General features: G+C 56.6%; 14 protein-coding genes. 7 read left to right on the forward strand and 7 right to left on the reverse strand.

Annotated elements, in window-relative coordinates; translation table 11 throughout:
• Positions 1–7: 7 nt before the first annotated feature.
• Both rsmD and ACZ6J2_RS19580 read left to right on the forward strand, forming a co-directional pair.
• The gene (gene rsmD, locus ACZ6J2_RS19575) at positions 8–610 is read left to right on the forward strand and encodes a 16S rRNA (guanine(966)-N(2))-methyltransferase (protein WP_196355176.1); all 603 of its coding nucleotides are present in this window, start codon (positions 8–10) and stop codon (positions 608–610) included.
• Positions 594–875 carry a DUF1145 family protein gene (locus ACZ6J2_RS19580; RefSeq protein WP_010436509.1) on the forward strand — a complete coding sequence of 94 codons (282 nt, stop codon included), beginning with the start codon at positions 594–596 and terminating at the stop codon, positions 873–875. The genes rsmD and ACZ6J2_RS19580 overlap by 17 nt, the downstream gene beginning before the upstream one ends.
• Positions 876–965: 90 nt before the next feature.
• Here the strand turns inward: ACZ6J2_RS19580 and ACZ6J2_RS19585 are convergent, their stop codons facing one another.
• The gene (locus ACZ6J2_RS19585; protein WP_196351297.1) at positions 966–1,325 is read right to left on the reverse strand and encodes a DUF2500 domain-containing protein; all 360 of its coding nucleotides are present in this window, start codon (positions 1,323–1,325) and stop codon (positions 966–968) included.
• A gap of 129 nt (positions 1,326–1,454) precedes the next feature.
• Between ACZ6J2_RS19585 and ACZ6J2_RS19590 the strand changes: the two genes are divergently transcribed.
• On the forward strand, positions 1,455–2,081 hold the full coding sequence (locus ACZ6J2_RS19590; RefSeq protein WP_045909154.1) for a lysoplasmalogenase: 627 nt from the start codon (positions 1,455–1,457) through the stop codon (positions 2,079–2,081).
• 76 nt (positions 2,082–2,157) lie between these two features.
• Entirely contained in the window at positions 2,158–4,329 is a 2,172-nt protein-coding gene (gene zntA, locus ACZ6J2_RS19595; RefSeq protein ID WP_471726474.1) for a Zn(II)/Cd(II)/Pb(II) translocating P-type ATPase ZntA, read from the forward strand.
• Between the two features lie 87 nt (positions 4,330–4,416).
• Here zntA and ubiA read toward each other — a convergent pair whose 3' ends face one another.
• The 5 genes from ubiA to malK all read right to left on the reverse strand — a co-directional run bounded on the left by ubiA (position 4,417) and on the right by malK (position 9,545).
• Positions 4,417–5,286, reverse strand: a complete 870-nt coding sequence (gene ubiA / locus ACZ6J2_RS19600; protein ID WP_029741974.1) for a 4-hydroxybenzoate octaprenyltransferase — start codon at positions 5,284–5,286, stop codon at positions 4,417–4,419.
• Between the two features lie 12 nt (positions 5,287–5,298).
• Positions 5,299–5,796 (reverse strand): chorismate lyase, encoded by a 498-nt coding sequence (gene ubiC, locus ACZ6J2_RS19605; RefSeq protein ID WP_023334136.1) that lies wholly within the window; start codon positions 5,794–5,796, stop codon positions 5,299–5,301.
• Positions 5,797–5,976: 180 nt separating this feature from the next.
• Positions 5,977–6,927 carry a maltose operon protein MalM gene (gene malM / locus ACZ6J2_RS19610; RefSeq protein WP_471726493.1) on the reverse strand — a complete coding sequence of 317 codons (951 nt, stop codon included), beginning with the start codon at positions 6,925–6,927 and terminating at the stop codon, positions 5,977–5,979.
• A gap of 111 nt (positions 6,928–7,038) precedes the next feature.
• Complete coding sequence (locus tag ACZ6J2_RS19615) at positions 7,039–8,364, reverse strand: maltoporin (RefSeq protein WP_069303516.1); 1,326 nt, start codon at positions 8,362–8,364, stop codon at positions 7,039–7,041.
• A 71-nt stretch (positions 8,365–8,435) separates the two neighbouring features.
• The gene (gene malK, locus ACZ6J2_RS19620) at positions 8,436–9,545 is read right to left on the reverse strand and encodes a maltose/maltodextrin ABC transporter ATP-binding protein MalK (RefSeq protein WP_023310005.1); all 1,110 of its coding nucleotides are present in this window, start codon (positions 9,543–9,545) and stop codon (positions 8,436–8,438) included.
• A 370-nt stretch (positions 9,546–9,915) separates the two neighbouring features.
• Here malK and malE point away from each other — a divergent pair, with 370 nt between their 5' ends.
• From malE to malG, 3 genes are all read left to right on the forward strand, one after another.
• Positions 9,916–11,106 carry a maltose/maltodextrin ABC transporter substrate-binding protein MalE gene (gene malE / locus ACZ6J2_RS19625; protein WP_471726475.1) on the forward strand — a complete coding sequence of 397 codons (1,191 nt, stop codon included), beginning with the start codon at positions 9,916–9,918 and terminating at the stop codon, positions 11,104–11,106.
• Positions 11,107–11,219: 113 nt separating this feature from the next.
• Positions 11,220–12,764 carry a maltose ABC transporter permease MalF gene (gene malF / locus ACZ6J2_RS19630; protein ID WP_471726476.1) on the forward strand — a complete coding sequence of 515 codons (1,545 nt, stop codon included), beginning with the start codon at positions 11,220–11,222 and terminating at the stop codon, positions 12,762–12,764.
• 14 nt (positions 12,765–12,778) lie between these two features.
• Complete coding sequence (malG, locus tag ACZ6J2_RS19635) at positions 12,779–13,669, forward strand: maltose ABC transporter permease MalG (protein WP_023310002.1); 891 nt, start codon at positions 12,779–12,781, stop codon at positions 13,667–13,669.
• 97 nt (positions 13,670–13,766) lie between these two features.
• Here the strand turns inward: malG and psiE are convergent, their stop codons facing one another.
• Positions 13,767–14,177 carry a phosphate-starvation-inducible protein PsiE gene (psiE, locus tag ACZ6J2_RS19640; protein WP_000202963.1) on the reverse strand — a complete coding sequence of 137 codons (411 nt, stop codon included), beginning with the start codon at positions 14,175–14,177 and terminating at the stop codon, positions 13,767–13,769.
• Between the last annotated feature and the right edge of the window lie 35 nt (positions 14,178–14,212).

Here is a 14,212-nt window from a genome sequence, read left to right on the forward strand (position 1 = left end):
TCCTGAGATGAAGAAACCCAACCGCGCCCCGGCCGGTCAAATTCGTATTATCGGCGGTCAGTGGCGAGGCCGGAAATTACCGGTGCCGGACAGCCCCGGTTTACGTCCTACTACCGACCGCGTGCGCGAGACGCTGTTTAACTGGCTGGCCCCGTCAATGGTAGACGCCCACTGCCTGGACTGCTTCGCCGGAAGCGGCGCGCTCGGCCTGGAAGCGCTGTCGCGCTATGCCGCCAGCGCCACGCTGCTGGAGATGGAGCGCGGCGTGGCGCAGACGCTGCAGCAAAATCTGGCGACGCTGAAGGCGAGCAACGCCAAAGTCGTGAACACCAACACGCTGAGTTTTCTTGCGCAGAAAGGCACGCCGCATAACGTGGTGTTTGTCGATCCGCCGTTCCGCAAGGGGCTGCTGGAAGAGACGTTATCCCTGCTTGAGCAAAACGGCTGGCTGGCGGATGACGCGCTAATTTACGTTGAAAGCGAAGTGGAAAACGGTTTACCGCCGGTTCCCGCGTACTGGGATCTGCACCGCGAAAAGGTCGCCGGCCAGGTCGCTTATCGTCTTTATCACCGTCAGGCACAAGGAGGCTCCGATGCCGGTACTGATTAACCTTGGACGTTTGCTGATGCTGGGCGTCTGGGCATTTTTGATTTTAAATCTGGTGCACCCGTTCCCGCGCCCGATGAATATTTTCGTTAACGTCGCGCTGATTTTCACGTCTTTCATGCACGCCCTGCAGATGGTGATGCTGAAAAACGGTCTGCCGAAAGACGGCCCGCAGATGACGGGCTGGCAGCAGCTGCGCGTGTTTATTTTCGGCGTGTTTGAACTGCTGGTGTGGATGAAGAAGTTTAAGGCGCAGGTGAAGAAGTAAGGCGCGGCCTGATGCCCTAACCCTCTCCCACAGGGAGAGGGGAACGATTACACCCTATCCCTGTGGGAGAGGGCCGGGGTGAGGGGAAAATTACCGCTCCGGTTCAAACCCTTCAAACCGCGACCCTTTGTAGCTCAGCGTCCCTTTCTCCCCCACCGTCAGCTGATGGTACTGCTGCGCCTCCAGGCGGAAGGTTATCTCCAGGCCGCCCGTTTCCGGCCTAAAGCTCGCTTCATAGCGCATTGCTGTGCCCGCAGGCGTCACCTGCTGCTGGCGGGAGCGGCGGTCGTTGAGCGGTTTCTCGCGTTTGTTGGTCACCTCCACGCGCTTTTGCATCAGCGGCGCGGCATCGTTATCCGCCTTCTCGCGGCGCTGCTGCACGAAACGGAACGAGGCGGCAATGACGATAATCGCCACCACGATAATGAAAAAAAGCGGCATCTTGCTCATTCGACAATCCCATCAGATTTTGCGGAATTCAGGATACCTTGCCTCCCCCGCCATTGCCAAACGCCCGCCCGCGTCACTACACTGGATCAGAAACTGATTATTCAGACTTAACAGATACAGGGAGTTAATATGCTTTGGTCATTTATCGCTGTCTGTTTTTCCGCATGGCTTTATGTCGATGCGTCGTACCGCGGTCCCACCTGGCAGCGCTGGTTATTTAAACCGGTCACGCTGTTGCTCCTGCTGCTGCTGGCCTGGCAAGCGCCGATGTTTAACGCCGTCAGCTATCTGGTGCTTGCCGGGCTGTGTGCATCCCTGATTGGCGATGCCTTAACCCTGCTGCCGCGCCAGCGCCTGCTGTACGCCGTTGGGGCGTTCTTCCTGTCTCATCTGCTCTATACCATCTACTTTGCCAGCCAGATGACGCTCTCCTTCTTCTGGCCGCTGCCGCTGGTGCTGCTGGTGATTGGCGCGCTGCTGATTGCGGTGATCTGGTCACGTCTGGAAGAGATGCGTTTGCCGGTCTGTACCTTTATCGCAATGACGCTGGTGATGGTGTGGCTGGCGGGCGAGCTGTGGTTCTTCCGTCCGACCGCTCCGGCGATGTCAGCGTTCTTCGGCGCCGCGCTGCTGCTGATCGGGAATATCGTGTGGCTGGGCAGCCACTATCGCCGCCGCTTCCGGGCGGATAACGCGATTGCCGCCGCGTGTTACTTTGCCGGGCATTTCCTGATTGTGCGTTCGCTGTATATCTAAATAGCGCTTGACTCTGGAGTCGACTCCAGAGTGTATGCTGCGGTTAATGAGAAAATTATCATTGCCGGAGACTGCCATGTCGACTCCAGAAATACCTAAAAAAGTTCCTCAATTCTCGGCACTTAAGCTCAGCCCGGCTCCGTCGAAAGACGACTGCTGCTGCGAAGGCGCGTGCGAAACGCCAACTCAACCCCTTCCTGAAAGCGGCAACCGCTACAGCTGGGTCGTCAACGGCATGGACTGCGCGGCCTGCGCCCGCAAGGTGGAAAACGCCGTCAAGCAGGTGCCGGGCGTAATTCACGTTCAGGTGCTGTTCGCCACCGAAAAGCTGCTGGTTAGCGCCGATAGCGATGTCAGCAAGCAGGTCGAAGCCGCCGTCAGCCAGGCGGGCTATACCCTTCGTAGCGAAACGGCGCCCGTTGAAAAAGCCTCCTCCCTGAAAGAAAACCTGCCGCTCATTACCCTCATCATCATGATGGCCCTGAGCTGGGGTCTGGAGCAGATTAACCATCCGTTCGGCAATCTGGCGTTTATCGCCACCACGCTGGTCGGGCTGTTCCCGATTGCCCGTCAGGCGCTGCGCCTGATGAAAAGCGGCAGCTGGTTTGCTATCGAAACGCTGATGAGCGTGGCGGCGATCGGCGCGCTGTTCATTGGCGCGACGGCAGAAGCGGCGATGGTGCTGCTGCTGTTCTTAATCGGCGAACGCCTTGAGGGCTGGGCGGCGAGCCGCGCGCGTAAAGGGGTCAGCGCGCTGATGGCGCTGAAGCCGGAAACCGCCACTCGCGTGATAAACGGCACGCGTGAAACGATCGCCATCAATACGCTGCGCCCGGGCGACGTGATTGAGGTGGCCGCAGGGGGGCGTCTGCCCGCCGACGGCGCGCTGCTTACCGCCACCGCGAGCTTTGATGAAAGCGCCCTGACCGGGGAATCCATTCCGGTAGAGCGCGCCGCGGGTGAAAAAGTGCCTGCTGGCGCCACCAGCGTCGACCGTCTGGTGCAGCTCACCGTGCTTTCCGAGCCGGGCGACAGCGCCATCGACCGTATCCTGAAGCTGATTGAAGAGGCAGAGGAGCGCCGCGCGCCGGTCGAACGCTTTATCGATCGCTTCAGCCGGATTTATACCCCTGCCATCATGCTGGTTGCCCTGCTGGTCACCGTCGTCCCGCCGCTGTTCTTTGGCGCGCCGTGGGAGGGCTGGATTTATAAAGGGCTGACGCTGCTGCTGATTGGCTGCCCGTGCGCGCTGGTGATTTCCACCCCGGCGGCGATTACCTCCGGGCTGGCGGCAGCGGCACGTCGCGGCGCGCTGATTAAGGGCGGCGCGGCGCTGGAACAGCTGAGCCAGGTTCAGCATATCGCCTTCGATAAAACCGGTACGTTAACCGTCGGCAAGCCGCAGGTGACCGGCGTATATCCGCAGGAAACCAGTGAAGATGAGCTGCTTACGCTGGCCGCCGCCGTTGAGCAGGGGTCCACTCACCCGCTGGCGCAGGCGATTGTGCGAGAAGCGCAGTCGCGCGGGCTGAATATCCCTCCGGCAACCGCCCAGCGGGCGCTGGTCGGGTCAGGGATTGAGGCCACCGTTGACGGTAAAAAGGTGCTGATTGTCGCGGCGGGCAACTCTTCCAATCCAGAGGTTGAGGCGTTAGAGCAGACCGGACAAACCGTCGTGACCGTCCTGCAGGACGGCGTCGCGAAAGGGATGCTGGCGCTGCGCGATACCCTGCGCGATGACGCAAAAGAAGCCGTGGCGGCGCTGCACAAGCTGGGCGTGCAGGGCGTTATTCTCACCGGTGATAACCCTCGCGCGGCGGCAGCGATTGCCGGTGAGCTGGGTCTGGAGTTTAAAGCCGGACTGTTGCCAGCGGATAAGGTCAGCGCCGTGACGGAGCTGAACGCTCGCGCGCCGCTGGCGATGGTCGGTGACGGGATTAACGATGCCCCGGCGATGAAAGCGTCCACCATCGGTATAGCGATGGGCAGCGGTACCGACGTGGCGCTGGAAACGGCCGACGCGGCATTGACGCACAACCGCCTGACCGGGCTGGCGCAGACGATCGCCCTGGCGCGCGCGACGCGGGCCAACATCCGTCAGAACATCGGCATTGCGCTCGGTCTGAAGGGGATTTTCCTGGTGACGACCCTGCTCGGCATGACCGGACTGTGGCTGGCGGTGCTGGCTGATACCGGGGCAACGGTGCTGGTGACGGCGAACGCGCTCCGGCTGCTGCGTCGCCGGTAAAAAAAGCCCGGCGGCGCTAACGCTTACCGGGCCTACATGTCCTGCTAACTCGTAGGTCGGGTAAGGCGAAGCCGCCACCCGACTTTTTTATAAGAAATAGCTCATCGCCAGGCCTAAAAACAGCACCAGACCGACGTAGTTGTTGTTCATAAACGCTTTAAAACAGGCGTCACGCTCACGCTTCGCAATCAGCTTTTGCTGATACGCAAACAGCAGTCCCGCCACCAGTACGGACCAGTAAAACTCCCAGTTCAGCCCGTTCAGGCGACCGATCGCGACCATCAGCGCCAGTACCGCAACCTGCAGGATACCGATAATCAGCTTGTCCTGACGACCAAAGAGGATGGCGGTGGATTTGATGCCAATCTTCAGGTCATCGTCGCGGTCTACCATCGCGTATTGCGTGTCATACGCCACGGCCCAGAGAATGTTCGCCAGGAACATCAGCCAGCAGCTAAGCGGTAAGGACTCACTAACCGCCGCAAACGCCATCGGAATCGACCAGCCAAACGCCGCGCCCAGCACCACCTGAGGCAGGTGGGTATAGCGCTTCATAAACGGATACACCCAGGCCAACGCCAGCGCCGCAACGGAAAGCAGAATGGTCATGGTGTTGAGGGTTAACACCAGCATGAAAGAGAGCAGCACCAGAACAATGAACAGCACGCGGGCTTCTTTCCCGGTGACCTGCCCGCTGGGTAACGGACGACCGGCAGTACGCTTAACATGACCGTCGAATTTACGATCGGCATAGTCATTCACCACGCAGCCCGCCGCGCGCATCAGCCAGACGCCGGCAACGAACACGGCCAGGATCCACAGCGGCGGCACGCCCGGCGTGGCGAGCCACAGCGCCCACAGGGTCGGCCACAGCAGCAGTAACGCGCCAATGGGTTTATCGGTACGCATTAAGCGGTGATACGCCAACAGCTTATTCTGCGTCAGGCTCCACTCCATTTTTTCTTCCTCTTAGTACAACGGTGATGCCGGTAAAAAAAGCTCCGTCAGAATTAACGGTTTACCGCTCAGGCGAAGGCGGGAACGACGCCCCCAGAGTTCGGCATCACGACCAATCTCAATAAAATCCCGGGTAAGCTCAGACGAGGTGAAAAGGTAACGCCCCAGAGGCGTTTTCCCCAGACGTTGCAGCGCGAGCTCTGGCCCGGAAAGGGTGGACTCGGGCACCACCGTCCGCCCGGCAAGCCACGGCTCACCATCAGCGCAGAGTAAAATTTCGCGCAGCCAGTAACGTGGCTCTTGCGGCAGCAGCGGCAGCTCGCTGGCGATCTCATCGCCAGAGACAAACCCTTCCTGAATCAGGGTCACCGTGACCGTTTTACCCTGTTGCTCAAAACGTTTCGTCATGGAATCTTCCAGCAACAGCCAGTCCAGTTGCTGTGGATCAAGCGCAGGTATTTGGTCGAAATAGCGCAGCGCACGCAGTTGCGTTAGCGCAGGGTGTGACATGCCAGACTCTCCGATACATAACGTAATGGCATTGTATCGCAGAAACACGGATTGAGGGGGGCCAAACGTTATTTAACGATCACGATCGCAACATGGGCGCAACAGACTGGCGGATACGAAAAAAAGTGCGCCCACTCAGGCGCACCAAACTACTAACAAATCAGCACTGTGGGGAAACGGTTACCCCTTGCCTTTTACACTGCTGATAAAGGTGGAACGGGCAGTGGTTGAACCTAAACGTTCGGCTTCATCAAGCAGTTTCAGCGCCTTATCGACATCGCCGCGCTTCACCGCCTGCTTAATGGCGTTGTTGAAGTACTCTTCGGTGTCGTTCAGTACCGGCTCGGCTTTCTTCGCCGGGGCAGGAGTTGCAACAGCCGCAGCGGCCGTTGTCGGGGCCACATTAGCAGGTACAGGTGCCGCAGTGTTGCCAACGGTGACAGCAGCAGGGCCAGAGGATCCGAATAACGGACCGACCAGAATACTTGAGCTGGTGTTTGTTTGAACTTTGAGTTTCAGCGTACCGTTCGTCACGTGGCGTGCGACCGGATCAGGAATATCAGGAATAGCGTTACCCGCCCCCTGAGCATAGGATTTAGCCGGATCAATCATTTTGGTGGTGCGCTGCAGATCTTCGGGTGTAGTAAACGCGAGGATATAAATCTTTTGCTGGCCTAAAGCGGGTGTCAGTTTCATGACGCCCTCAAGGCGGTCAGCCGACATGACGCCAGGTTTCTGATAGGTAAAATAACTGCTTGGGAAAAAAGCTGAAGGCGACATGTTTTGATCAAGTACTAACACGTTTGGTGCAAATACAGATGGTGTTTTGTCGGCTTCACTGACCAGCGTTAACGTTAATTCACCCACATTTGCAGGGACACTCCATGCAGCAACCGGTCCTGAAATTCCTGGTACATTCAGGCTCTGGCCTGTATTCCCCAGCTCGATGGTCTGGGTTTGTGCAACATTCACGGGGATCCAGTTCAGACTTTGCAGTGTGGTCGAGGGAATCGCAGGCGCAGCAGTCGTGTTCTGCGGAACGATATTGACATCAGCCAAGCTCACTGCTGGTAATGCAGCAAACATGCCCGCCGTCAGACAGAGTGCTAAGAGACTTTTTTTCATCGTTATGACCTCATTATTCGAAAGCATGGTAGCCAGGCAATAGCGCATACTTTCCGAGAAATGCGTTATGAGTTAGAGGGGCCTAAGCCCCTCTTTTAAATACATTAACGTCTAAAATTACCACCAGATTTCCATCTGAGCACCGAAGGTCCACTCGTCGCTGTCACCACGGCTGGTCGTACCGAACGGGGTTACAGTGCTGTTGCTTGCAGCAGTGGAAGAGAAGTTACCCTCAGAGTCGGTCTTCACGTAGCCCCATTTCTCATCCCACTTGGCGTAGGTTGCGAACACGCGAATCGCCGGACGGGACCAGATGCTGTCACCCGCCTGCCACTGTTGTGCCAGAGTGATTTTATACTGGTCGTTACGATCGCCGGTTTGCTGAGATTTGACGTTGTCGTAGCCCACTTCCAGCAAGGTGCTCATGATTGGCGTCCATTTGTACATTGGACGCACGCCCACGGTGTACCAGGTGGTACCTTGATTGTTGTCACGATCGATATCCTGATACATACCGACGTACATCAGGTCCCATTTATCCGCCAGCGTGATCGCACCGTGGTCGAGGATACGGATCAGGCTGCCGTCATTATCAACAGAACCCCCACGCGCCTGACCTTTGCCCTGAGAAATCATGGAGTCAGTGGCGTATTGCACCACAAACTTGTTGAAGCCTTTCATCATGCTCTGGGTGTGTTCTGCAGTGAACATCCAGCCATCTTTCGATGCACCAGGCTGCAGGTAGTAATCGTCAGGAATGTTGGTATGACCGTAGTCAACACCCAGTTCCAGCGTACCGCCCGGGTTAATTTCCATACCGGCTAAACGCGCATCAAACACGTCGTTTGGCACTTTGTTGTTATAGGTACGCAGACCGGTATTCGGATCGCGATCGCCGAAAGCTGAGGAGCCACCGGATTCAGAAGAACGAGTTGCTGCGAGAGAGAGTTTACCGATACCGACGTCAACGTTTTCCAGACCAGCACCAGGACCAGAAATATCCCAGTAGTAGAAGTCGATCATGTGAACGTCGTGACGTTGATAGAAACGCTTACCTGCCCAAATATTTGCCCCTGGCAAAGAATCAATCAGGTTTTTACCTACGACGTTAAACTCACGCACTGCTGGCGTGTTACTGTCTTCCCAGTCGTTAAGCTGAGCAGTTTTATAGGCGATGTTGGAGTCGAAATAGAAGCTCTTGTCCGCTTCTTTCCACACTTCCTGGCCTAATTTAACTTCCGCATAGGTTTCACATTCGTTACCAAGACGATATTTAGAATCCGCACCGGTGGTCTGGAAACATTGTTGTTCACCGCCACTCCCGGTCCAGCCAATGCCGGAACGAGCATAACCTTTAAAGTCCACGGCGCCTGCCTGGGCAGACAGGATGCCTGCCGCAACGGCGATTGCCAGAGGGACTTGTTTGCGCAGAGTAATCATCATTCTATCTCCTGAGATCATTGCTTTTCTTTGAACACTTCACCTGTCGGTTTCGTGTCTTCTTTTGGGATTGCTTAAACGCCTGGCTCTTTGTGCAACCGACGACATGCAGTGCCATCCTCACGGAACAGATGGCAACGCTCTGGCGGCAAGCCGATAGCGAATGTGGCACCCTCTTCTACCAACACCACGTCGTTCTGGCGGTAGACCAGGTTCTGACGGATGGCGGGGATCTGGATATGAATCTGTGTTTCGTGACCAAGCTGTTCGACGACCTGAACGTCACCTTCCAGGGTCACATCAGCGATGTGGCTCGGCAGCAGGTGCTCAGGACGAATACCGAGGGACATGTTTGCCCCGACCTGTACGTTGGCGCTGTCGACCGGCAGCCAGACCTGCTGGCGGTTTGGTAGCTCCACCTGTACCTGTTCAATGGCTGTCGCGGTCACTTTGACGGGCAGGAAGTTCATCTTTGGCGAGCCAATAAAGCCCGCAACAAAGCGGTCTGCCGGATAGTGATACAGCTCCAGCGGTTTACCCACCTGCGCCACGCGGCCGGCATCCAGCACCACGATTTTGTCGGCGAGGGTCATCGCCTCCACCTGATCGTGGGTGACGTAAATCATCGTGCGGCCAAGACGCTTGTGCAGACGGGAGATTTCAATACGCATCTGGACGCGCAGGGCGGCATCCAGGTTAGAAAGAGGTTCATCGAGCAGGAACACGCGCGGTTCGGCCACCAGCGTACGGCCAATCGCCACACGCTGACGCTGACCACCGGAAAGCGCTTTTGGTTTACGCTCCAGCAGGTGGGCCAGCTGTAACACTTCCGCCACCTGCGTCACGCGCTGGTTAATGACCTCTTTCTTCGCGCCGGCCAGCTTCAGGCCGAAGGACATATTTTCGGCAACGGAAAGGTGTGGATAGAGTGCATAAGACTGGAACACCATACCGACGCCACGTTCGGCAGGCGGGATGTCGTTCATTCGGGTATCACCAATCAGCAGGTCGCCGCTGGTAATCGTTTCAAGACCGGCAATCATACGCAGCAGAGTAGATTTACCACAGCCTGATGGGCCAACAAACACCACGAATTCGCCTTCGTTGATGTCCAGATTGATGTCTTTCGACACCACAACGTCACCCCAGGCTTTCGTTACATTACGCAGCTGTACGCTCGCCATGCCCTTCTCCCTTCGTTACAACCTGTCACCGACAGAAACATTCAAGATAAGTTCACTATGGGGTATCCATTACTTTCCCGAATCCTCCACCCCCCGCCTTTTTTATGGGGGAGGAGGCGGGAGGATGAGGGAGCAGGCTCTGCGACCGCCGTGGGCGGGCTGAGGCAAAATTCGTGAAGCCGCCTGCAAAATTCGGTGGGTTTTTATGTGCGCCAGCACTCATAACTTAAATTTATGCAACGGAGATCACACAAACGGGGGGTGGGGCGTAGGGGTTGGGAGGATGGAAAGAGGATGTCAAATAAGGAGACTGAGACACGTTGAACCACTGAAGTCATACCACGAGACATCACCAAAAAGGATGGCAGCTATGAATATCAAGACTGGCGCACGCGTTTTCGCATTGTCCGCCCTCGCAGCAATGATGATTTCCGCACCGGCGCTCGCCAAAATTGAAGAAGGCAAACTGGTTATCTGGATTAACGGCGACAAGGGCTATAACGGCCTGGCCGAAGTGGGCAAAAAATTCGAAAAAGATACCGGCATCAAAGTTACCGTAGAACACCCGGACAAGCTGGAAGAGAAGTTCCCGCAGGTTGCAGCAACCGGCGACGGCCCGGACATTATCTTCTGGGCGCATGACCGTTTCGGGGGTTACGCGCAGTCTGGTCTGCTGGCTGAAGTCACCCCGGACAAAGCTTTCCAGGACAAACTGTTCCCGTTCACCTGGGACGCCGTTCGCTATAACGGCAAGCTGATCGCTTACCCTATCGCGGTTGAAGCCCTGTCTCTGATTTACAACAAAGACCTGGTACCAAACCCACCGAAAACCTGGGAAGAGATCCCGAAACTGGATAAAGAGCTGAAGGCGAAAGGTAAATCCGCGCTGATGTTCAACCTGCAAGAGCCGTACTTCACCTGGCCGCTGATCGCTGCCGACGGCGGTTACGCGTTCAAGTTTGAAAACGGCAAATATGACGTGAAAGACGTGGGCGTGGACAACGCTGGCGCGAAAGCGGGTCTGACCTTCCTGGTGGATCTGATCAAGAACAAACATATGAACGCGGATACCGACTACTCCATCGCGGAAGCGGCGTTCAACAAAGGCGAAACCGCGATGACCATCAACGGTCCGTGGGCCTGGACCAACATCGACAAGAGCAAAGTCAACTACGGCGTAGCGCTGCTGCCAACCTTCAAAGGCAAGCCGTCTAAACCGTTCGTTGGCGTGCTGAGCGCGGGCATCAACGCCGCTAGCCCGAACAAAGAGCTGGCGAAAGAGTTCCTTGAAAACTACCTGCTGACCGATCAGGGTCTGGATGAAGTGAACAAGGACAAACCGCTGGGCGCCGTCGCGCTGAAATCCTTCCAGGATCAGCTGGCGAAAGACCCACGTATCGCGGCCACCATGGATAACGCCCAGAAAGGCGAAATCATGCCGAACATCCCACAGATGGCCGCGTTCTGGTACGCCACGCGTACCGCGGTCATCAACGCTGCAAGCGGTCGTCAGACTGTCGATGCCGCGCTGAAAGATGCTCAGGGTCGTATTACTAAGTAATGACGTAGTCCCCTCTCCCTTTGGGAGATGGTTAGGGTGAGGGTTGGCGCTATCCGCACGCCCTCACCCCCAGGAGAGGGAGAAAAGATCAAACGTTGTAGAGGAAAAACCCCATGGATGTCATTAAAAAGAAACGCTGGTGGCAAAGCGACGCGCTGAAGTGGTCAGCGATCGGTCTGCTGTGCCTGCTGGTGGGTTACCTTGTTGTTTTAATGTACGTACAAGGGGAATATCTGTTCGCCATCATGACGCTGATTTTAAGCTCTGCTGGCCTGTATATTTTCGCTAATCGTAAAGCCTATGCCTGGCGCTATGTTTATCCGGGCGTGGCCGGGATGGGGCTGTTTGTCCTGTTCCCGCTGATTTGTACCATCGCCATTGCGTTTACCAACTACAGCAGCACCAACCAGCTTGCGCAGGAACGCGCGCAGCAGGTCCTGCTGGATCGCTCATATCAGGCAGGCAAGACCTTTAACTTCGGCCTGTATCCTGCCGGGAACGAGTGGAAGTTAGCGCTTACTGACGAAGCAAGCAGCAAATATTATGTCTCCGACGCGTTCAAATTTGGCGGCGAGCAGAAGCTCACCTTAAAAGAGGCACAGGCCCTGCCGGAAGGTGAACGCGCCAACCTGCGCGTCATTACCCAGAACCGTCAGGCGCTGACCCAGCTCACCGCCGTGCTGCCAGACGAAAGCAAGGTGACCATGAGCTCGCTGCGCCAGTTCTCCGGCACGCAGCCGCTGTATACCCTGGCGAACGACGGCACGCTGACCAACAACCAGAGCGGCGTGAAATATCGTCCGAATAACGACATTGGTTTCTATCAGTCCATTACTGCCGACGGCAAATGGGGTGATGACAAGCTCAGCCCTGGCTATACCGTCACCATCGGCTGGGACAACTTTACCCGCGTGTTTACCGACGAAGGCATTCAGAAACCGTTCTTCGCCATCTTCGTCTGGACGGTGGTCTTCTCGGTGCTGACGGTGATCCTCACAGTGGCCGTGGGCATGGTGCTGGCCTGTCTGGTCCAGTGGGAATCCCTGAAAGGCAAAGCGATTTACCGCGTGCTGTTGATTCTGCCGTACGCCGTACCGTCGTTTATCTCGATTCTGATTTTCAAAGGGCTGTTTAACCAGAGCTTCGGTGAAATCAACATGATGCTGAGCGCCCTGTTCGGCATCAAACCGGCCTGGTTCAGCGACCCGACCACCGCTCGCTCGATGATTATCATCGTGAACACCTGGCTCGGTTATCCGTACATGATGATCCTGTGCATGGGCCTGCTGAAGGCTATCCCGGACGATCTGTACGAAGCCTCGGCGATGGACGGCGCGGGCCCGTTCCAGAACTTCTTTAAAATTACGCTGCCGCTGCTCATTAAGCCGCTGACGCCGCTGATGATTGCCAGCTTCGCCTTTAACTTTAACAACTTCGTGCTGATTCAGCTGTTGACCAACGGCGGCCCGGACCGTCTTGGCACCACGACGCCAGCAGGCTATACCGACCTGCTCGTGAGCTACACCTACCGTATCGCCTTCGAAGGCGGCGGCGGCCAGGACTTCGGTCTGGCGGCGGCGATTGCCACCCTGATCTTCCTGCTGGTAGGCGCTCTGGCGATTGTGAACCTGAAAGCCACACGTATGAAATTTGATTAAGGAGGGCATCAATCATGGCAATGGTACAACCCAAATCTCAGAAGTTGCGCCTCCTGGCGACGCACTTAGGCCTGCTGATTTTCATCGCGGCGATCATGTTCCCGCTGCTGATGGTTATCGCCATCTCCCTGCGTTCGGGTAACTTCGCGACAGGGAGCCTGATCCCGGACGAAATCTCCTGGGAGCACTGGAAGCTCGCGCTGGGCTTCAGCGTGGAACACGCGGATGGCCGCGTCACGCCGCCGCCGTTCCCGGTCCTGCTGTGGCTGTGGAACTCGGTGAAAATCGCAGGCATTACCGCCATTGGTATCGTGGCGCTTTCCACCACCTGTGCTTATGCCTTCGCCCGCATGCGTTTCCCGGGCAAAGCGACGCTGCTGAAAGGGATGCTGATTTTCCAGATGTTCCCCGCCGTGCTGTCGCTGGTGGCGTTGTATGCCCTGTTTGACCGTCTGGGCCAGTACGTACCGTTTATCGGCCTGAACACCCACGGCGGCGTGATCTTCGCCTATCTTGGCGGTATCGCACTGCATGTGTGGACCATCAAAGGCTATTTCGAAACTATCGACGGTTCGCTGGAAGAAGCGGCCGCGCTGGATGGTGCAACTCCGTGGCAGGCGTTCCGCCTGGTGCTGCTGCCGCTGTCGGTGCCGATTCTGGCGGTTGTGTTTATCCTGTCGTTTATCGCTGCGATCACCGAAGTACCGGTTGCCTCACTGTTACTGCGTGATGTGAACAGCTACACCCTGGCCGTAGGTATGCAGCAATACCTCAACCCGCAAAACTACCTGTGGGGCGACTTTGCCGCGGCGGCCGTACTTTCCGCCATCCCGATTACCGTGGTGTTCCTGCTGGCGCAGCGCTGGCTGGTCAACGGCCTGACGGCGGGCGGTGTGAAAGGTTAAGTTTCATTTTGTTATGCCACTGCAACCCTCAACTTTAGACGTATTGTATTGACCCAACTTGTGACTGTTGTTAGGCGGCCTCCGGGCCGCCATTTTTTTATTCGCGTTTCAGCCGCTTCGAATTACACAGCCAGAGGGTGATCACCAGCAGCAGGATCGCCGCCGAGTAGATCAGCACGTCGAGCGGGGATTTATGATCGACGATGATCAGCCGCACTATCGCAGTGATCCCAATGTAGACAAAATAACGCAGCGGGAAGTGAAAGCCGGACTGAAAATACTTCACAATCAGGGCGATAAATTCAAAGTAGAGAAAGTAGACCACCAGGCCTTCCACCAGCGCATATTTGCTGGTTTGTTCAGGGGCGAACAGTACATCCGCAAGATGCACCGTCTCTTTACCCAAAAAGACGACCAGTATCAGGCCAAGGCTCAACAGACCGAGGTTCAGCACGGTCTGGAGGATAGTTGAGATAAACTCAACGCGCGGGCGAGTCAGGGATGTCATACAGCACCTCATTCTCCAGGGCGAGGTTCCTGTAT

The sequence above is a fragment of the Enterobacter sp. E14S genome (assembly GCF_055666685.1).